The sequence below is a fragment of the Streptomyces sp. NPDC058198 genome (assembly GCF_042882605.1).
Classification (GTDB): Bacteria; Actinomycetota; Actinomycetes; order Streptomycetales; family Streptomycetaceae; genus Streptomyces.
Window position 1 is genome coordinate 38,178 of the sequence record NZ_JBHVVP010000007.1, and the last position, 19,502, is coordinate 57,679.

Consider the following 19,502-nt stretch of genomic DNA (forward strand, 5'->3'; position numbering starts at 1 on the left):
CACCCGCGCGACGTGGGGTGCCCGGGGCATCCGGCGTTCCGTGGCCCCCCGCGGAGCGTGCCCGGGCGAGCCGGGCGCGCTCCGCGGGGTGAAGCTGGAGGAGTCACCACACTCCGCGCCCGGCTTCAGGAGGCAGCTATGCCAGTCACCAAGGTCTTCGTCACGGGCGGCTCCGGCTATGTCGGCCGCCACACCGTCGCGGCGCTGCTCGGGCGCGGTATCACCGTCACCGCTCTGGCCCGCAGCGACCGGTCCGCCGAGACCCTCTCCCGGCTGGGCGCGGAGCCCGTACGCGGCACGCTCACCGACACCGAGGTCCTGCGTGAGGCGGCATCCCGCGCGGACGGCGCGATCCACCTCGGTGTGGACTACTCGGAGGGGACGGCGGCCGCCGACCGCGTGGCCGCCGACGCCCTGCTGGACGGCGTGGGCGGCGGGCCGTACGTACACACCGGCGGGGTCTGGGTGTACGGGGACACGGACGGCGTAGTCGACGAGGACGCGCCGAAGAACCCGCCGGCGGTCACCGCGTGGCGGCTCGCCACCGAGAAGCACATCCTCGCGCGCGCGGCCACCGGGGCGCACCCGGTGATCGTGATGCCGGGCGTGGTGTACGGCGACGGCGGCGGGCTCGTCGAGATGTACTTCGCCGGCCCGGCGCGGGAGACCGGGGCGGTGCCCCTGATCGGCGACGGCGGCAATCACTGGGCGGTCGTCCATGTCGAGGACATCGCCGAGCTGTACGTTTTGGCCCTGGACGCGGCCGCCGGATCGCAGTACGCCGGCGTCAGCGAGGAGCACCCCACCCTGGCCGGGATCGTCGAGGCCATCGGCCGCTCCGCGGGCTGCCCCGGCCGTACGGAACCGCTGACGCCGGCTCAGGCGGCCGACCGGATGGGCCCGATCGCCGAAGCCTTCGCGCTCGACCAGCGGATGACCGGAGCCCGCGCCCGCCGCGAACTCGGCTGGAAGCCCCAGCACACGGACGCGCTCACGGAGCTGGCCCGCCCGCTCCCCACCTGACCCCACGGGGAGGACGGACTCGCTTCACCGGGGGTGGGAGCGATCCGGGTGTCCAGCGGTGCGTAGCGTTCTCCAGGGGGCCGGCGGAGGCTCACTCAGGGGCCGGCTCGACCTCCAGGAAGCGTCGTCGCCGGGGGCCGCGGTACAGGAGCGCTTCCCAGCCCAGGCGCTCCAGCGCGGCCGCGCACCCGGTCAGCGCGCGTTCCTCGTCCTGGGCGGCTCCGCTGCCGTGCGGGCCGAGCCACTCCACGTGTACGGCTCCGGCCCGCTCACCGGGACGTACGCGGAAGCCGGTGGCCATCCGCTGCCCGGCGTCGTCCGTGGCCGACGGCGCGAGGCCGGACGCCTCCAGCGCGAGCGCGACGGCCCGTACCGGTCGCTGCCGCTCCCACTGCGCCGGAACGGCCGCCGGATCACCGGCCCCGGTGTTCGTCAGGCGGCGGATCTGCAGCAGCCCTTCGAACGCGACCCGGACCTCCGCGGCCCGCGCCCGCGCCGTCACACCGGACACCGGACCGTCGCCGGTCGCCGCCCGGAAGCCGCCGTTCCGTTCCGTCTCTTCTTCAGCTGCCATCGTCGGTGCCGCCGTCGCCTCTCCGCCGCGCGGGCCCTTTCCCTGCCTGTCAGACCCTGTCCGTATGTCCCCCGAAGACTCTCTCAGCCGGCCGGTGTTCCGGGCGCCTGCCAAGGAATGTCTGCAATTTGCGTAACTGATCTTCATTTTTTGCGTGGTCGGTTGGTAGGTTGGTGGCGTGAAGAAAAGACTCTCTCAGGTGGCCGAGTTCGCCGGCGTCAGCGAGACAACAGCGCGACGGGTGCTCAACGGGGCGACGGATGTGGCGCCCGCGACCCGCGACGCGGTGCTGACCGCCATGGATGTCTGCGGTTTCGAGCGGCCGCGCCAGTTGCAGCGGGAGCGGGCGGCCCTGGTCGGGCTCGTGGTGCCCGACCTGCAAAATCCGATCTTCCCCGCGTTCGCGGAAGCGCTGGCGGGACTGCTGAACAAGCGCGGTCTCATCCCGGTGCTCTGTACGCGGACGGCCGACGGGGTCTCGGAGGCGCACTACATCGACATGATCCTCAAGCAGAACATCGGCGGGATCATCTTCGTCGGTGCCAGTTACGCGGACGCGGGACCGGAGCAGGGCCGGGCCCTGCGCGAGCGCCAGGTGCCGATCGTGCTGGTCAACGCGGCGGACGAGAACTTGGGTGTCGCCCAGGTGTCGATCGACGACGCGGCCTCGGCGGAGCAGGTGCTGGGTCATCTCGCGTCGCTGGGCCATGAGCGGATCGGTATGATCCTGGGCCCGGTCGGCCATGTCCCCTCGGCCCGCAAACTCGCCGGCTACCAGGCCTTCTACGGTCGCGGGAACGGCCTGGAGGGGGACTGGCGCAGGCTGGTCGCGCACGGCCTGTTCTCGATGGAAGGTGGCGCGACGGCGCTTCCCCGGCTGCTCGCCGCGGGGGTCACGGCGGTGGTCTGCGCGAGCGACGCGCTGGCTCTCGGCGCGATCCGAGCCGCCCGCCGCCAGGGGCTGCGCGTGCCGCAGGACCTGTCCGTCGTGGGATTCGACGACTCCCTGTACATGGTGGCGACCGACCCGCCGCTGACCACGGCCCGCCAGCCGGTCCAGGCGATGGCCGCCGCCGCGGTCGCCTCGCTGACCTCCCAGATGAAGGGGCACGCGACGGCGGGGGAGCTGATGCTGTTCGACACCGAACTGATTGTGCGCAGCTCAACGGCGCCCCCGGCCCGTCCCGGGCGCGATTGACGACACCGGCGGTGGCGCTCGCCGCCGCCGGCCGTCACTGAGGGGCCCGGCCGTCCGCCGGGCCCCTCTCCGCTGTCCGCGACCACGGTGCGCGAAACCCCGGCCGTCTCCGGTGCTGTGACGGTGTGTTACGGGCGCAAGCGTCAGAGATTAAGTTCTTGCGCAGAGTCATTGACTTCTTGCGGCGGGAACTTTTACTGTCAGCGCCGTTGAGACGACGCAGGGCACCAGCCCGTCGCACGTCTCACGCAAACCGTTTGCAGACCTCGCTGCCCGCGACCGGGCGAGGCGTCTGCTGTCGTTGTCAGGAAGGCATGGGATCCCCATGGTTGGCATAGCAAGACGTCAAGCGCTCGGCCTGGCCGTGGCCACCGCGCTGTCCCTCGGTCTCGCCGCCTGCGGCAGTCCGGCGGAGCCCTCGGGGGTGGGCAAGGACGGCGTGGTGACCATCAGCGTCAACGGCATGCCCACGAAGACCCAGCCGGCCGACCGCAAGGACTTCGAGGACCTCGTCAAGGAGTTCGAGGCGAGCCATCCGAAGATCAAGATCGATGCCCGTGAGGGCCAGATGGATCCGAAGACCTTCGCGGCGAAGCTGGCCGGCGGCCAGCTGGAGGACGTCTTCTACGTCTACTTCACCGACCCGGCCGGTCTGATCCAGCGTCACCAGGCCGCCGACATCACCCCGTACCTGAAGGGCGTGCCGTACCTCCAGGACGTCCGCCCCGAGCTGCAGGACGTCTTCAAGGACGCCGACGGCAAGATCTACGGTCTGCCGACCGGCAACTACTCGCTCGGTCTGCTCTACAACCGGGAGCTGTTCAAGAAGGCCGGGCTCGACCCGGACCGGCCGCCGGCCACCTGGGACGAGGTGCGTACGGCCGCCAAGAAGATCAGCGGACTCGGCGACGGCACCGTCGGCTACGCCGACTACAGCAAGAACAACCAGGGCGGCTGGCACCTCACCTCGTGGATCTACTCCATGGGCGGCGAGGTCGCGACACAGCAGGACGGCACATGGAAGGCCGCGTTCAACAGTGACGCCGGCCGTAAGGCGCTGCAGGCGCTGCACGACATGCGCTGGACCGACAACAGCATGGGAACCCGCCAGCTGCTGGAGATCGGCGACGTCCAGAAGATGATGGGCGCGGGCAAGCTCGGGATGTACATGGCCGGCCCGGACAACATCCCCACCATCGTCAAGCAGTTCGAGCGGGAGTACGACGAGTACGGTCTCGCCGCGCTGCCCGGCACCGCGACCCTCGGCGGCGGCGACGGCTTCATGTTCAACCCCAAGGCCTCGCCGGAGAAGATCAAGGCCGGTCTTCAGTGGATCCAGTGGAAGTACCTCAACCCGGACCGCGAGGAGAAGAACGTCAAGAAGTTCTCCGGCCTCGGCGTCCCGGTCGGCCTGCCGCAGCCGAACCTCTTCGGCGGCGCGGCGCAGGCCAAGAACGACGCCATCCACGCCAAGTACGCCAATGTGCCGCAGCAGAACTACAAGCCGTTCGTCGACCGCAGCCCGGAGGTCGCGGTGAAGGTCGAGCCGCCGAACGCCCAGCAGCTTTACACCGTGCTGGACGGCGTCATGCAGGCCGTGCTGACGAAGAAGGACGCGGACCTCGACGAGCTTCTCGCGACCGCCGCGAAGAAGGCCGACACCATCCTCGCGACGGTCAGGTGAGCTGACCGACCCGGCCGGGGCCGGCGGAGCACAGCCCCGCCCGCCGGCCCCCCACCCGGACCCCCGCACCGGCCCGCAGGAATCGAGTTCACCATGACGGCCCACCCGCTGACCCCAGCACGCGACGCGTCCGCCCCGGCGGCGGACACGGAGAGCGCGATGCCCCGGAACATGAAGCCCCGGAGCACGGCGCCCCGTAAGGGGACGCCCCGGAAGACGACCGCGCCCGCCGCGCCCGGCCGCAGGTCACGCCGTATCCGCGAGAACCTGGTCGCGTATCTCTTCCTGGCCGCCGGCCTCGTCTGCTTCGCGCTCTTCGCCTGGTACCCCATCGTGCGCGGCGTGCTGCTGGGCTTCCAGCAGGTCACCTTCGCGGAACCCGCCCGGTGGGTGGGCCTCGACAACTTCCAACGGCTCTTCGACGACCCGCTGTTCGTCACCGCCTGGCAGAACACCGGCTGGTTCACGCTGCTCGCGCTCGTCTTCGGGTTCGCCGCGCCCTTCGCCACCGCCGTCGTCCTGAACGAGCTGCGCCACGGCACGGCGTATCTCCGGATGACCGTCTATCTGCCGGTGATGCTGCCCCCGGTCGTCACCATGCTCCTGTGGCGCTGGTTCTACGATCCGGGACCGGGGCTCTTCAACAGTGTCCTGGAGGTCTTCCACCTCCCCGCCCAGCAGTGGCTGGAGTCGGAGAACCTGGCGATGGTCTCCCTGGTCCTGGTATCGACCTGGGCCAACATGGGCACCACCACGCTGATCTACCTCGCCGCGCTCAGCGGTATCCCCGGCGAGCTGTACGAGGCCGCCGAACTCGACGGGGCGTCGATCCGGCAGCGCCTGTGGCACGTCACCGTCCCGCAGATGCGCTTCATCCTGATGATCACGCTGCTGCTCCAGATCATCGGCACGATGCAGGTCTTCGTCGAGCCGTTCGTGCTCACCGGAGGCGGTCCCGACGACGCCACCGTCACCGTCCTGCTGCTGCTCTACCGCTACGCGTTCGTCTACAACGACTTCGGCCTGGCCAGCGCCATGAGCACGCTGCTCTTCGTGGTGCTGGGTCTCTTCGCGGGCGTCTATCTGCGCCTGACCCGCACCAAGGGCTGAAAGGAACCTCCCATGGCCGCCGAGACCGCCGTACGCACCCTGATAGCGCCGACCGAGATGAACCGCCGCACCGGCAGGTTCCTCCACCGCTTCGTCCTCACCGCGACGCTGACCGGATTCACCCTCGCCTTTGTCTTCCCCCTCTACTGGATGGCGACCGGCGCGCTGAAGTCGTCCGCCGAGCTGGCCGACCCGGACCCCGGCCTCCTGCCGCAGACCTGGCAACCGGAGAGCTACACCGAGGCCTGGACGAACGTCGGACTCGGTCAGTACTTCCTCAACACCTTCGTGCTCGCCGCCGGCGCCTGGCTGTTCCAGCTGGTGGTGGACGTCGCCGCCGCCTACGCGCTCTCGAAGCTGCGCCCGGCGCTGGGGAACGTGGTCCTCGGCATGATGCTGGCGACCCTCATGCTGCCGGTCTCGGCGCTGCTCGTGCCCACCTATCTGACCGTCGTCGATGTCCCGCTGGTCCATCTCAATCTCATCAACACGCCCTGGGCGGTCTGGCTCCCCGCCTGCGCGAACGCCTTCAACATCTTCATTCTGAAGCGGTTCTTCGACCAGATCCCCGCCGAACTCCTGGACTCCGCGCGCATCGACGGCGCGGGCACACTCCGGGTCCTGGTCTCCGTCGTGCTGCCGCTCTCCCGCCCGGTGCTCGCCGTGGTCTCCATCTTCGCGGTCGTGGGGGTCTGGAAGGACTTCCTCTGGCCGATGCTCGTCCTGCCCGACCCGGCGAAACAACCGATCACCGTGGCGCTCAACCGGCTGTCCCTGGACATGCCCGCCAACCAGCTGCTCGCGGGCATGGTCATGGCCAGCATCCCGCTCCTCGTCCTCTTCCTGATCTTCCAGCGCAGCATCATCGCGGGACTCACGGCGGGCAGCCTCAAAGGCTGATCCCCCGCCCCCGGATCCCGCTTCCCCCCTCATGCCCCTCATGGAAGGACACACCGTCGTGTCATCTGCACCGAGAACGCGACCGCCATCCCTACGACTGATCCCGGCTCTGCTCCTGTCCCTGCTGTGCGCCCTGCTGTACGGGCCGCTGGCCGCGTCCGCGCACGCCGCCGACGCCACGCTCGAAGCGGAGTCGGCGGCGCTCTCCGGCGGCGCGGCCGTCTCCACCGAGCACCCCGGCTACACCGGCAGCGGATTCGTCGGCGGCTACACCGACGGCAACAAGGGCCGCGCCTCCACCTCGTTCACCGTCCGCTCGGCGGCGGCCGGCGCCGGATCCGTCGCGATCCGGTACGCGAACGGCACCACGGCCACCATGACGCTCAGCCTGTACGTCAACGGGGCCAAGGTCCGTCAGATCAGCCTCCCAGCCACCGCCAACTGGTCCACCTGGACCACGCGCGACGAGCCGCTCACCTACCAGCAGGGCGCCAACAGCGTCGCCCTGACCTTCACCACCGCCGACAGCGGCAACATCAACCTCGACAACATCACGCCCACCACCCCCACGGGCACCACGGACCCGCCGCCCTCCACCCTCACCCATCAGGCCGAGGGCGGCTACTTCTCCGGCGGCGCCGCCGTCGCGACCAGCGCCACCGGCTATGACGGCAGCGGCTACCTCACCGGCTTCACCACCGCGGGCGCCCGCTCCGTGTTCTCCGTCAACGCGCCGTCCGCCGCGACCTATCCGGTGGTCGTGCGCTACCGGACCCCCGACAGCGCCGCCGCCACCATCAGCCTCACCGCCAACGGCACCAAGGTCCGCCAGCTCTCGCTGCCCGCCACCGCGGGCGCCTGGAAGTCCGTCTCCACCGACGCGCCGCTGCGCGACCGGCTCAACACCCTGACGCTGCGCACCGAGCCGGGCGACAACGGCAATCTGCAGCTGGACGGCATCACGGTCACCGGCTCGTCCGCGAACAGCTCGCGCGGCGCGACCGTCCCGTACACGGCGTACGAAGCGGAGAGCGGCTCCACCAACGCCTCCACCATCGGCCCCGACCGTACCTACCTCACCGTTCCCTCCGAGGCCTCGGGCCGCAAGGCCGTCGTCCTCGACCAGACCGGCGAGTACGTCCAGTTCACCCTGACGAAGCCCGCCAACGCGCTGACCCTGCGCTACTCGGTGCCCGACAACACGCCCGCCGCCACCCTGAGTGTCTACGCGGGCGCCGGCCATGTCCGTGATCTCGATCTGACGTCCAAGTACAGCTGGGTGTACGGCGCGTACCCGTACACCAACGATCCGTCCCAGGGCTCGGGCCACCACTTCTTCGACGAGGCCCGCGCGACGATCGGGAGCTTCCCGGCCGGCACCGTACTGAAGTTCCAGAAGGACGCGGGCGACACCGCGGCCTCGTACACCCTGGACCTCGTCGAGACGGAGACCGCACCGGCCGCCCTGGCCATGCCGGCCACCGGCTTCGTCTCCGCCACCACCCTGGGGGTCACCGCCAACGACGGCAGCGACGACACCGCCGCCCTCAACTCGGCTGTGTCCACCGTGAAGTCGCAGGGCAAGGGGCTGTGGCTGCCCGCCGGTACGTACAACATCTCGGCACACGTCAACCTCACCGGGATCGCGCTGCGCGGCGCCGGCGAGTGGTCAACGGTCCTGCGTGGCAGCAACGGCAAGGGCGGGCTCTTCGGCCGGGGCGGCACCAGCACCGTCCAGGACCTGACCATCGCGGGCGATGTCAGCTACCGCGACGACGCCAACTTCGACGCGGCGATCGAGGGTGACTTCGGCAACGGGTCGACGTTCCAGAACATCTGGATCGAGCACACCAAGGTCGGACTCTGGATCGACGCCCCCACCAACGGCCTGTACGCGAGCGGCCTGCGCATCCGCGACACCTTCGCGGACGGGGTCAACCTCCACAAGGGCACGGCCAACACCGAGCTGTGGAACTCCAGCATCCGCAACACCGGCGACGACGGTCTGGCGATGTTCTCCGAGGGCCAGGCGGTCAGCAACAGCGCCTTCCGCTTCAACACCGTCCAGGTCCCGCTGCTCGCCAACACCGTCGGCATGTACGGCGGCAACGCCAACCGGGTCGAGGACAACATCCTCGCCGACACGGTCACCGCCTCCGCGGGCATCGCGATCAGCAGCCGCTTCGCGCCCGTTCCGTTCAGCGGCACGACCTCGGTCCAGCGCAACACCCTCCAGCGCACGGGCGGGTTCGAGCCCAACTGGCAGAGCAAGTTCGGCGCGCTCTGGATCTACGCCGACTCCTCCGACATCACCGCCCCGGTCCTCGTCCAGGACATCGACATCCTCGACAGCACCTACAGCGGTGTCCTGCTCTCGTACCAGAAGACGATCAGCAATCTGACGCTGAAGAACATCAAGATCCAGAACACCGGCGCCTACGGCATAGAGATCATCTCCGGCGGCTCAGGCACCTTCTCCGGTGTCACGGTCACCGGCGCGGCCTCCGGCGGCCTCAGCAGCACCGGCGGCTTCACCATCACGCGCGGCGCGGGCAACAGCGGCTGGTAGCCACCCCCACGCGCGCCTCGGTGCGGGCCCGCACGGACGGGCCCGCACCACCCATCGAGCAAGGAGCTCCTGTGACCCACTGGTGGCGGCATGCCGCGATCTACCAGATCTACGTACGCAGCTTCGCGGACGGCAACGGCGACGGCATGGGAGACCTGGCCGGAGTCCGGGACCGGCTGCCCTATCTGCGGGAACTGGGCGTCGACGCCCTGTGGTTCACCCCCTGGAACACCTCCCCGATGGCCGACGGCGGTTACGACGTCGCCGACTACCGGGACATCGACCCCCTCTTCGGCACCCTCGCCGAGGCCGAGCGGCTCATCGAGGAGGCACACGACCACGGTCTGCGGGTACTGGTCGACCTGGTCCCGAACCACTGCTCCGACCAGCACATCTGGTTCCAGGAGGCAGTGGCGGCAGGACCCGGCTCACCGGCCCGTGAGCGCTTCTGGTTCGTGCCGGGCCGCGGCGAGGACGGAAACGAGCCGCCCAACGACTGGCAGTCGTACTTCGGCGGCCGCGCCTGGACCCGGATCACCGAGGCGGACGGCACGCCAGGGCCCTGGTACCTGCACATGTTCGCGCCTCAGCAGCCCGATCTGAACTGGGAACACCCGGAGGTACGGGCCGAGTTCGAGGACATCCTGCACTTCTGGCTGCGGCGCGGGGTCGATGGCTTCCGTATCGATGTTGCCCACGGCCTGGCCAAGAAGGCAGGGCTGCCCGACGTCGGCCACGCCCCCGACGTCACCGACCTGCCGTACCAGGACTGCGACGAGGTCCACGACATCTACCGCTCCTGGCGCAAGATCCTCGACGGCTACGACGGCGACCGGATCTTCGTCGGGGAGGTCTGGCTGCCCACGGCCGAACAGTTCGCCCGCTATCTGCGCCCCGACGAGCTGCACTCGGCCTTCAACTTCGACTTCCTGTGCTGCGCCTGGGACGCCACCGCCCTGCGCGGCGTCATCGACTCGACCCTCGCCGCGCACGGTCCGGTCGGAGCGCCCCCCACCTGGGTGCTCTCCAACCACGACACCATCCGGCACGTCACCCGCTACGGCCGCGAGGACACCTCCTTCGACATGGGGGACAAGCGCCTGACCGACCCGAGCGACCGGGCCCTGGGCCGCCGCCGGGCACGGGCCGCCGCGCTGCTGACCATGGCGCTGCCCGGCGGGGTCTACGTCTACCAGGGCGACGAACTGGGACTGCCGGAGGTGCAGGACCTTCCCGACGAGCTGCTCCAGGACCCGACCTTCGTACGCTCCGGGGGAACGGACCGGGGCCGGGACGGATGCCGTATCCCGCTCCCGTGGCGCAGCGGCAGCGACTCGCTCGGCTTCTCACCCGACGGTGCCACGGCGGATCCCTGGCTTCCGCAGCCGGGTGACTGGGCCTCGCTGACGGCCGACGCCCAGGAGGGCGATCCCGAGTCCTTCCTCACGCTGTACCGCGCGGCCCTGGCCCTGCGCCGGGCGCGGCTGACCGGTCTCCCGGAGACGCTGTCCTGGGTGGAGACCGGCCCGGGGACGGTGTGCTTCGACCGGTCCGACGGCTTCCGCTGCCTGGTCAACACCGGTGCGGCGGCGCTCCCGCTGCCGGCCGGAGCGACCGTACTGCTGAGCAGCGCGCCGCTGGAACGTACGGCGGACGGCGTGACCATGCCCGGGGACAGCTGTGTGTGGCTGAGCATGGCGTAGCGCGCGGCAAGAGACCCCGACCGGACGGGGGGCGCCGATCGGGGCCGTTGAGGAAGGGTGCGGATGGCGGTCGCCTCGCGGCGGTAGGCTCCGTGGGGCTTCAGCCTAACGATCTTCCCCACAGGCAATTCTTATGTGGGGCCCGGGGACACAGTTCCATCCACACCCTCAAAGCCTTCAACGGTGTGCGACGGGCGAATGTTCCCGAATGTCGCTGTCGGCCACCTGTCCGACGACCAGTGCCGCGCGGGGTGACGGTTCCCCCGCCGGCGCCGGTCACCGGGTCGGCATCGAACCGCGGAGTGGCGGCGGGATAACGGGGAGCCGGGCCCGATGGGCCCGATGACATTGATGAGCTGCGGGTTTGGCTCCAGGCGGCTTCGTCCGAGCCGCTATACACGCCGTGTATACGTCGTGTGTATAGTGCGGGTATGCCATGCGGCCATGCCCTGTCCGGGCCACTGATCCGCGTGGCATAGCGGCCGACCGACCCCGTGCCGCTTTCACCGGCGGCGCCCGTGTGCCCCGCCGGCTCCCACACACGCCCCGCGCCGGGCTCCGTGCTGCCCCTGTGCGGCCCTCGCGGCGGCGGCTCACCCGTCGGAAGAGGGATGTGTCATGCCATGGAAGATATCGACGGTCCGGCGCCGGACGGCCGCCGCTCTGGTGGCGGTCGTGTCATGGAGCCTGGCGCTGAGCGGCTGTACGTCGTACGACACCACCTCGCCCCGTGACGCCAGGAGCCACCCCTCGGACGACGCGAAGGGGGAGAGGGGCGCGGTCGACTGCGGCAAGGAACGTTGTATAGCCCTCACCTTCGACGCCGGGCCGGCCAAGGACACGCCCCGGCTGCTGGACATACTCAAGGAGAAGAAGGTGCCCGCGACCTTCTTCCTGCTCGGCAAGAACCATGTGGTCAAACACCCTGACCTCGTCCGCCGGATGGCGGCGGAGGGACATGAGGTGGCCAACCACACCTGGACCCACCAGATCCTGACGGAGCGGGACGCCGACGAGGTACGCGAGGAACTCTCCCGCACGCAGAACGCCATCGAGAAGATCACCGGCCACAAGCCCACGCTGATGCGTCCGCCTCAGGGCCGCACCGACGACCAGGTCGCGGAAGTGAGCCGCGACCTCGGCCTCGCACAGATCCTGTGGAGCGCCACCGCGAAGGACTACTCGACGACGGACTCGGCCCTCATCAAGAAGCGCGTCCTCGACCAGGCGGACCGCGACGGCATCATCCTGCTGCACGACATCTACGCCGGCACCGTGCCCGCCGTCCCCGGAATCATCGATGAGCTGAAGAAGCGCGGCTACACGTTCGTCACGGTCCCCCAGCTGATGGCGCCGGGGGTGGCGGAGCCGGGGAAGGTGTACAGACCCTGACGGCGGGCGCCGACCCGGGCCATACGGATGGCCGTGCGGCGCGGCTGCCCCGGCTCCGGGCGAACCGACTCTAACGTCAGGGTAGAGATCGGCGGCCCGCAGCGGCGCCGCGGGCACGGAGCGGAAGGGTCAGGACCCCAGGCGTGAACTCCCAGCACATGCGAATCGGTGAGGTGTCCGCACGCACCGACATGTCTCTGCGCACCATCCGGCACTACGAGGAGACCGGGCTCGTCACCCCCTCCGCCCGCTCGCAGGGAGGCTTCCGTCTCTACACCGAGTCGGATGTGGCCCGGCTGATGGTCATCCGGCGGATGAAACCGCTCGGATTCTCGCTGGACGAGATGCGCACCCTGCTCGCGGCCACGGACCGGCTCGACGCCGACGAACCGCCGGACGCGGACGAGCGGGACGAACTGCTGGCGCGGGTGGGCGTCTTCGAACGGGCCACCGCCGACCGGATGGCCGATCTGCGGACCCAGCTGGCACGGGCCGAAGAGTTCGCCGCCACACTGCGCCGGCGGACCGCGCGGGTCACGCGGGGCGCGCGGCTCGGCGGCTGACCGCCCCCCGGCGCGTACGCGACCCGGCGAGCTCCCCGGCGGCCCCGTCGGCGGTGGCGGCGGCACGGGACGGGTCGTACGGTGAAGGGGCGAGTGACTCGATGACCCGCGGGGTCGGACGGGTGGCAGCGACATGACGAACAACGAAGAGCGGCTGGGCGGGATCATCTGCAGTCACCTCGCGGAGGTCGGGCCGGTGACCGCGGACAGCAAGGACAGCTGCCCGGAGTGCGTCGCCCTCGGAGACAGCTGGGTGCATCTGCGGGAGTGCCAGGGCTGCGGGCACATCGGCTGCTGCGACTCGTCCAAGAACAAACACGCGACGGCGCACTACGGCGCGTCCGGGCATCCGCTGATCCGCTCCTACGAGCCCGGCGAGGGCTGGTGGTGGTGCTACGAGGACCAGGTCGTCTTCGAGGTCGAGGGCGTCCCCCCGGTGCGCACGGCCTGACCCCTGCCACCACGACCCGGGCCACTACGCGACGAGACCCGGGCCGCTACAGCCCGGGTCTCGTCGCGGCGGGGTGGTTCAGCCCGACGTGACGGTGAACAGAGCACCGTCCGGATCGCGCAGCGTGGCCTCCCGCGGATCGGGCGTTGTCCCGTCGGAGGAGGTGACGAGCGCGCCATCGGCCTTGAGTGCCGCCGCGACGGAATCGGACACCTCGGGCACCCGGAAGTAGACGTGCCACCGCGGCCGGATCTGCGGGTCGGGCGTGGCCTGTACGGCGCCGCCCCGGATCTTGGCGACCACCTGGTCGTCCTGCCGCAGCACCGCGTGATCGCCTTCGTGCGCGAGCGTGAAGCGGCCCTCGGCCTCCGGCGCCCAGCCGAGGACCTGGCTGTAGAACCGGGCCGCGTTGGCCATGTCGCGGGTGCGCAGCTCCAGCCAGGCCGGCGCGCTGCCGCGTCCCACCGTCCAGTCGGTGCGCACGGCGCCTTCCCAGATGCCGAACGCCGCCCCGTCGGGGTCGGTGGCCAGCGCGGCACGGCCCGACTGGAAGGCCAGCGGACCCACCGCCACCGTGGCGCCCCGTTCCCTGATCCGGGCCGCGGCCTCGTCCACATCGGCGACGGCGAAGTACGGCGTCCAGGAGACGGCGACCTGCAGCGAACCGGCCAGCGCCCCGATGCCCGCGACGGGCAGCCCGTCGGTCAGCGCGACACAGAAGTCGTCCCCCAGCCCCGCCGGCCGGTAGGTCCAGCCCAGGACGTCACCGTAGAAGGCCTGAGAGGCGGACAGCTCACGCGAGAGCAGGGTTACCCAGCATGGAGCCCCGGCCACCGATTGTGAGTCCATCTTGTCCTGCTCCACACCGCTCACTCCGCCCTCGTCCGAACTGCTGTTGCCACTACGTGTTGCCGCGATTGGCTGCCTTTACTCTGCCAGGCCGCAGGCCACTTGCCCGCCGCGGGCGGTCGCGCCGGGGTCCGCCGGGCGCGGACCCCGGCACGGGTCAGCGCCCGGCGTTCGCGAGCGCCGCGTCGGCCTTGGCGCTGGTGGGCTGCCACAGAGTGGTGACCGGCTCCCAGACCCGGATACCCGCGGGCCATCCCAAGGAGGCCGCGTAGAACCGCGCGCCGAGGTGCGACGGATCACCCGCGACGGTGATGTACGCGACCGTACGGGCATCCTCGGCGGCTGGGTCTACCGTCCGCACCGCGGCGTACGCGGACGTGCCGGCGGCGAGCCGGTAGGGGGCGCTCTCCGCCGGCGGCACGGGCTGGGCCGCGCCGTCCAGGTCTCCGAAGGTGACGGTGGGGATGTGGTCGACGACGCAGGCGCGGCCGCCCTCGTTGGTGATGCTGATACGGACCACGTTCGCCGCGCCGGACCGCGTGGCGGTCACGTCGATGGAGCCCTCGCGGCACAGGGCGGCGGCCGCCGGCGCGGAGACGGCGGCCGAGGCGCCGGTGGCTGTCAGGAGCACGGTGAGGGCGGCTGCCGCCGAGGCGGCGAGGGCGGGACGGATACGCATGGGTGTTTCCCCGTTTCGGTCGATCGCTTCGACGGCAACACAGCGCCGGACACGAGTGGTTCCAGCATTGGTCGTGCCGTGATGCCTGCCTGGAATGACACGCGGCGGGGCCCGGTGGTTGTACGAACCGACAACATTCGATCACCGAATGCCCCTCCGTCATCCGTGTGGGTGACGGTGCCTCAGTCACGCTCCCGCGACCGCGCCCCCGCCGTCGGTGCCGTCGGTGGCGGCCTGCTCGGGGGTCCGCTCCCGGCCGCCGGGGTGGCGGTGGCGCCAGAACCAGAACGCGGAGGTGGACACGAGGGCCCAGCCCGCCATGACGGCGAAGGGAAACACATGCTGCGCGTCGCCGAAGTACACGGCGGTGTGCTGGGCGTTGACCGAGGCGCCCGGCGGCAGCCAGCGGCCGATGTGGCCGAGCACCGACGGCAGCAGCGGCCAGGAGACCGCTCCTCCTGAGGAGGGGTTGCCCAGCAGCACCATCAGCCCCCAGGTCGGGAGCATCGCCCAACGCCCCATGAAGGTGTTGAACATGGTGAAGACCATCCCGGAGGTGAACATCGTGAACGCCAGAATCAGCCACGACTCGACGAAGGGAAGTCTGAGCGCGCCGAGCCACCAGTCCACCACCGCGGCGATGGTGAAACCGCCGAGCAGGGCATAGGCGAGGGTGAAGGCGATCCGTTCCGCCGGGTTGAGGCCGCGCGCGTGGACGCTCGCCTGAATGGCGCCGACGAATCCGATGATCACGGCCGCGAGCGAGATGTAGAAGAGCGCCAGCCCGCGCGGATCCCCCTTCTGGAGGGGTTTGATGTCGCGGATCCGCACGGGGATCTTGGCGGATCCGGCCACCGTGGCCGCCGTTTCCGTGAGCACTTGCGCCACGGACGCTCCGGCGGCGCCGGCCACATCGAATTCGACCCCGCCGGGACGGAACGTCAGGATCGCGAACACTTCCTGTTGTTCCACCGCGTGGCGCGCGGCAGCGTCCGTGGCATAGCGATGGAGTTCGAGCGAGGCGTTGAGCCCCTTCTGCATGCCGTTCACGAAGGCGGTGGCGGGTGCGGAGCCGGTGGGCCCCACCACGGCGGCGGGGATGCGGCGCGGCGTCGGGTTCGCCATGTTGTAGGTGTAGGAACCGGCGAAGAGCCCGGCCGCCGCGGCGAGGATGAACAGCAGCACGACGGCGGGCAGAAAGGGCGACGCCGTGAAGGCGGCCCACCTCTCCGCGATGGTCCGATGTCCGCCGCGCGTGGCGCCGGAGCGTGGGTGATCCTCGTGATCCGCATCCATGAAAGCACCGTAAAGCACGCATATCGGAATGCCGATGTGCTGCCTGCGCGCCCGGCCGGTGGCAGGCGGGGGAGGCCGTTGCGGGGGCTCAACGCAGCAGCAGCTGAAGGCCGCCGAGGACGGTCGCCGCGATCACCAGCCGCTCGAAGAGCCGTTGGTCGATCCGGTTCACACAGGCCTTGCCGAGGAAGGCGCCGGGTATGACGAAGAGCACCAGAACGGCGTCCAGCAGCAGGGACCGCCCGTCGATCAGGCCGAGACCCACACTGAACGGCACCTTGGAGGTGTTGACGATCAGGAAGAACCACGCCGAGGTGCCCAGGAAGCCCAGCTTCTGAAAGCCCGCCGAGAGCAGATACAGCGACATGACGGGGCCGCCCGCGTTGGCGACCATGGTGGTGAACCCGCCGAGCACACCGTACGAACGGGCCTTCAGCCGCCCGCCGGACGGCCCGGGAACGGCGGACGGCCCCGCTCTCTCCCGCGCTTCCTGCCCGCCCCGCCCGTCCTGGTCGTTTTTGCTGTCCTTCGCGCCGTCCGCCGCGCCGCGCCGCCGCCACATCGTGACTCCGGCCATCAGCAGCAGAATCGCTCCGATCGAGGTACGGACAGCGGCGTCGTCGGCCCAGAGCAGGAACACCGTGCCCACCACGACACCCCCGGCCACCGCCGGGAAGAGCCGCCACAGGGTCGGCCAGTGCGCGTGCCGCCGGTACGTGAGCACGGCGAGCACATCGCCCGCTATGAGAATCGGCAGCAGCACGCCCGTCGACTCACGGGCCGGCAGCACGGCCGCGAATACGGCCAGGCTGACCGTATTCGCGCCGCTCACCGCGGTCTTCGAGAAGCCGACGAGCGTCGCCGCCGCGGCGAGCGCGGCCCATCCCCACCAGGTGATATCCATACCGGCAACCGATGCTATGCCTCGCGCCCGGCGCGGTGCGGGGCGGGCACCACGCGCGAGCGCCGGGCACGGAGAGCGGACGGCAGGCCTCAGACAGGCACGGGCCGCGGTACGGGGGCCTCCAGCCGGCCACTGCGAGCCAGCGCGAACACCGCTCCCGCGCAGGCCAGTCCGGTTCCGGTCAGCGCGGTCCAGGGCAGCCACAGGGCGTGCTCGCGCTCCGCGACGTCCCAGAGCGCGCCGATGGCCAGATTGCCGAGCGTGATGCCCAGCCCCGAGACGGTGTTGTAGAGGCCGTAGTGGGTGGCGACCAGACGGTTGCCCGACAGGGCGACGACCGTGTCCATCTCGAAGGGGTAGACCACCGCGCTCCCGACGGCCAGTCCGACCACCGCCGCCACCAGGGCCGTGAGAACCCCCAGGCGCGTCATGCGCCCGTCCCCGGCCGGCACCAGCGCCAACGGGAGGAACGCGAGACCCATGACGGCGAGCCCCCGTACCAGCGCCCCGTGCGGACTCCAGCGGCGCGTGGCCCAGCCCGTCAGCCGCAGTTGCCCCACCACCGCCACGGCGGCCGAGATCACGAACAGCGCGCCCGTCGCCTTCGCACCGGCCGGCCCCAGCGCGTCGGCGGCGGCCAGCGGCAGTGCCAGATAGACCTGGAAGGTCAGTACGTACGAGCCGATCATGGCGACCGAGAACAGCAGGAACGGCCGGTTGGCCAGCACCGTACGCCACTGCGCGGGCAGCTCCGCCGGACCGTCGCCGGCGTTCCCACCGCCGCCGCGCGCCGGCAGCGAGCGCCACTGGAGCAGGGTCAGCGCGGCGAAGACCAGCGCCGCGACCGTGCACACCAGACGGAAGTCGGCGGCGAGCAGTACGAGGCCGACCGGCGGGCCCAGCAGCATCCCGGCCTGGTAGTAGACATTGAACGTCGCGAACGCCTCGACCCGTCGCTCTCCCGCCTCGGCCGCCAGATAGGCGCGGACCGCCGGGTTGAACAGAGCGCCGGCGAACCCCGTCGCCGCCGAGGCCACGATCAGCGCGGGCAACTGGTCCACCCAGCCCAGCAGCGCGAACCCGCCCGTGCGCAGCAGACAGCCGGCCATGATCGGCGCCTTGTAGCCGAAGCGGTCGGCGAGCGTGCCGCCGATGAGGAACATGCCCTGCTGGGAGAGGTTGCGTACGCCGAGCACCAGGCCGACCGCCCAGGCGGCCAGCCCGAGTCCGCCGGCCAGATGCGCCGCGAGGTAGGGCATGAGCATGTAGAAGGCGAGATTGATGGCGAACTGATTCGCCATCAACAGCCGCGCCGCGGGCGGAAAGGAGCGGGTGGAGGCCCACAGGCCCACCGTCGGAGCCTTCACCGGGCCGCTCCGGCGGCCGGGGCGGCGCCGCTGCCGGCAGATCCGGTCGCGGCGAGCGGGTCCACCACCGTGGTGCAGCGCGTCCACCGGGTGACGGTGTGATCGCCGGGATGCGCGATCTCCTGCGGATGGTCGGCGGGCCGGTGTCCCAGCAGCCGGTGCTCACGGCAGTACGCGTCGTCGTACACGGTCCCGATGTACCGCTGCGGACCGTCGGGGAAGACCGCCACGATCCGCTCCTCCGCCGGCCGGACGGCGGCCAGCCACCGCGCGACCAGGGCGACCGCCCCCACACTCCAGCCGCCGGTGGCGTAGCGCGCCCTGGCCAGCGACCGAGCGGCCCAGACCGCTTCCGGGGCGGCCACCCAGTGCACCTCGTCGAAGAGGCCGTACGCGACATTGCGCGGATGGATACTGCTGCCCAGGCCGCGCATCAGCCGGGGCGCGGCGGGCTGACCGAAGATGGTCGAGCCGGTCGTGTCGACCCCCACCACCCGCAGGTCCGGGAAGAAGCCGCGCAGGACCGAGGCGATGCCGGCGGAATGCCCGCCCGTCCCGACACTGGCGACCAGGGTGTCGATGCGGCCCAGCTGGGCCACGAGTTCGTGCGCCAGCGGACGGTACGCGGCCACATTGTCCGGATTGTGGTACTGGTCGGGGCACCACGCGTCCCGATGGACGGCGAGGAGCTCCTCCACCCGGCGGCGCCGCGCCTGCTGCCAGCCGCCGACCGGATGCGGTGTCCGTACCAGCTCGATGTCCGCGCCGTACGCGGTCAGCAGACCGGTCATCAGCGGTTCCATGCCGGGATCCGTGACCACGGTGACCGGGTGGCCGAAGGTCACTCCGGCCAGGGCCAGCCCCAGACCGAGGGTGCCGGAGGTGGATTCCACGATCCGTGCCCCGGGCAGCAGCTCGCCGCGCTCCCGGGCGCGCGCCACCATGTAAAGGGCCGTACGGTCCTTGATCCCGCCGGGGTTGCTGCCCTCCAGCTTCGCCCAGAAGCCGCGGCCGGACGCCGTGAACGGTTCACCGACCCACAGGGTGGGGGTGTCGCCGACCAGCGCCGCCGGGCTGTGCGCCGGCTGCAAGGGCGAGGTCAGCAGCTGGGCGGGGGAGTCGGGCACCCGCGCGGAGGCAGGTGCGGTGCACATGGGGGCGGAGGCCACAGGGGCGAGGGACATGGGGGTCGAGGACACATGGGCGGGGGAGATGCCGAAAGAGTTCATTGCGCTGTTCT

Annotated in this window: 17 protein-coding genes; 10 read left to right on the plus strand and 7 right to left on the minus strand. The window is 70.8% G+C overall.

Annotated features, from left to right (window positions below):
• Positions 1–138 precede the first annotated feature (138 nt).
• Entirely contained in the window at positions 139–1,023 is an 885-nt protein-coding gene (locus tag ACFVWW_RS23475) for an NAD-dependent epimerase/dehydratase family protein (RefSeq protein ID WP_384190293.1), read from the plus strand.
• 91 nt (positions 1,024–1,114) lie between these two features.
• On the opposite strand, the gene ACFVWW_RS23480 is transcribed toward ACFVWW_RS23475, so the two are convergent.
• On the minus strand, positions 1,115–1,597 hold the full coding sequence (locus ACFVWW_RS23480; RefSeq protein ID WP_384190292.1) for a hypothetical protein: 483 nt from the start codon (positions 1,595–1,597) through the stop codon (positions 1,115–1,117).
• Between the two features lie 178 nt (positions 1,598–1,775).
• Here ACFVWW_RS23480 and ACFVWW_RS23485 point away from each other — a divergent pair, with 178 nt between their 5' ends.
• The 9 genes from ACFVWW_RS23485 to ACFVWW_RS23525 all read left to right on the plus strand — a co-directional run bounded on the left by ACFVWW_RS23485 (position 1,776) and on the right by ACFVWW_RS23525 (position 13,167).
• Positions 1,776–2,795 (plus strand): LacI family DNA-binding transcriptional regulator, encoded by a 1,020-nt coding sequence (locus ACFVWW_RS23485; protein ID WP_386879335.1) that lies wholly within the window; start codon positions 1,776–1,778, stop codon positions 2,793–2,795.
• 325 nt (positions 2,796–3,120) lie between these two features.
• Positions 3,121–4,479, plus strand: coding sequence for an ABC transporter substrate-binding protein (locus tag ACFVWW_RS23490; RefSeq protein WP_386879334.1), 1,359 nt, complete (start codon positions 3,121–3,123; stop codon positions 4,477–4,479).
• 171 nt (positions 4,480–4,650) lie between these two features.
• Positions 4,651–5,589: a carbohydrate ABC transporter permease gene (locus ACFVWW_RS23495; RefSeq protein WP_386879356.1), complete on the plus strand. Its 939-nt coding sequence runs from the start codon at positions 4,651–4,653 to the stop codon at positions 5,587–5,589.
• 12 nt (positions 5,590–5,601) lie between these two features.
• Positions 5,602–6,489 (plus strand): carbohydrate ABC transporter permease, encoded by an 888-nt coding sequence (locus ACFVWW_RS23500; protein WP_384190283.1) that lies wholly within the window; start codon positions 5,602–5,604, stop codon positions 6,487–6,489.
• Positions 6,490–6,547: 58 nt separating this feature from the next.
• Positions 6,548–9,058 (plus strand): CBM35 domain-containing protein, encoded by a 2,511-nt coding sequence (locus ACFVWW_RS23505; protein WP_386879333.1) that lies wholly within the window; start codon positions 6,548–6,550, stop codon positions 9,056–9,058.
• A 71-nt stretch (positions 9,059–9,129) separates the two neighbouring features.
• A complete protein-coding gene (locus ACFVWW_RS23510; RefSeq protein WP_386879332.1) occupies positions 9,130–10,761 on the plus strand; it encodes a glycoside hydrolase family 13 protein in 1,632 nt (543 codons plus the stop codon).
• A 618-nt stretch (positions 10,762–11,379) separates the two neighbouring features.
• On the plus strand, positions 11,380–12,153 hold the full coding sequence (locus ACFVWW_RS23515) for a polysaccharide deacetylase family protein (protein ID WP_386879331.1): 774 nt from the start codon (positions 11,380–11,382) through the stop codon (positions 12,151–12,153).
• 143 nt (positions 12,154–12,296) lie between these two features.
• Positions 12,297–12,716, plus strand: coding sequence for a MerR family transcriptional regulator (locus ACFVWW_RS23520; RefSeq protein ID WP_384190273.1), 420 nt, complete (start codon positions 12,297–12,299; stop codon positions 12,714–12,716).
• A gap of 133 nt (positions 12,717–12,849) precedes the next feature.
• Complete coding sequence (locus tag ACFVWW_RS23525; protein WP_384337162.1) at positions 12,850–13,167, plus strand: UBP-type zinc finger domain-containing protein; 318 nt, start codon at positions 12,850–12,852, stop codon at positions 13,165–13,167.
• A 78-nt stretch (positions 13,168–13,245) separates the two neighbouring features.
• Here ACFVWW_RS23525 and ACFVWW_RS23530 read toward each other — a convergent pair whose 3' ends face one another.
• From ACFVWW_RS23530 to ACFVWW_RS23555, 6 genes are all read right to left on the minus strand, one after another.
• Positions 13,246–14,016, minus strand: a complete 771-nt coding sequence (locus tag ACFVWW_RS23530) for a VOC family protein (protein ID WP_384192513.1) — start codon at positions 14,014–14,016, stop codon at positions 13,246–13,248.
• Positions 14,017–14,173: 157 nt separating this feature from the next.
• Positions 14,174–14,695: a DUF4232 domain-containing protein gene (locus ACFVWW_RS23535; protein ID WP_384329996.1), complete on the minus strand. Its 522-nt coding sequence runs from the start codon at positions 14,693–14,695 to the stop codon at positions 14,174–14,176.
• Between the two features lie 186 nt (positions 14,696–14,881).
• A complete protein-coding gene (locus ACFVWW_RS23540) occupies positions 14,882–15,991 on the minus strand; it encodes an ABC transporter permease (RefSeq protein ID WP_386879330.1) in 1,110 nt (369 codons plus the stop codon).
• A gap of 88 nt (positions 15,992–16,079) precedes the next feature.
• On the minus strand, positions 16,080–16,895 hold the full coding sequence (locus ACFVWW_RS23545; RefSeq protein WP_386879329.1) for a sulfite exporter TauE/SafE family protein: 816 nt from the start codon (positions 16,893–16,895) through the stop codon (positions 16,080–16,082).
• An 89-nt stretch (positions 16,896–16,984) separates the two neighbouring features.
• Positions 16,985–18,196 (minus strand): MFS transporter, encoded by a 1,212-nt coding sequence (locus ACFVWW_RS23550; protein ID WP_386879355.1) that lies wholly within the window; start codon positions 18,194–18,196, stop codon positions 16,985–16,987.
• 62 nt (positions 18,197–18,258) lie between these two features.
• On the minus strand, positions 18,259–19,446 hold the full coding sequence (locus tag ACFVWW_RS23555; protein WP_386879354.1) for a PLP-dependent cysteine synthase family protein: 1,188 nt from the start codon (positions 19,444–19,446) through the stop codon (positions 18,259–18,261).
• Between the last annotated feature and the right edge of the window lie 56 nt (positions 19,447–19,502).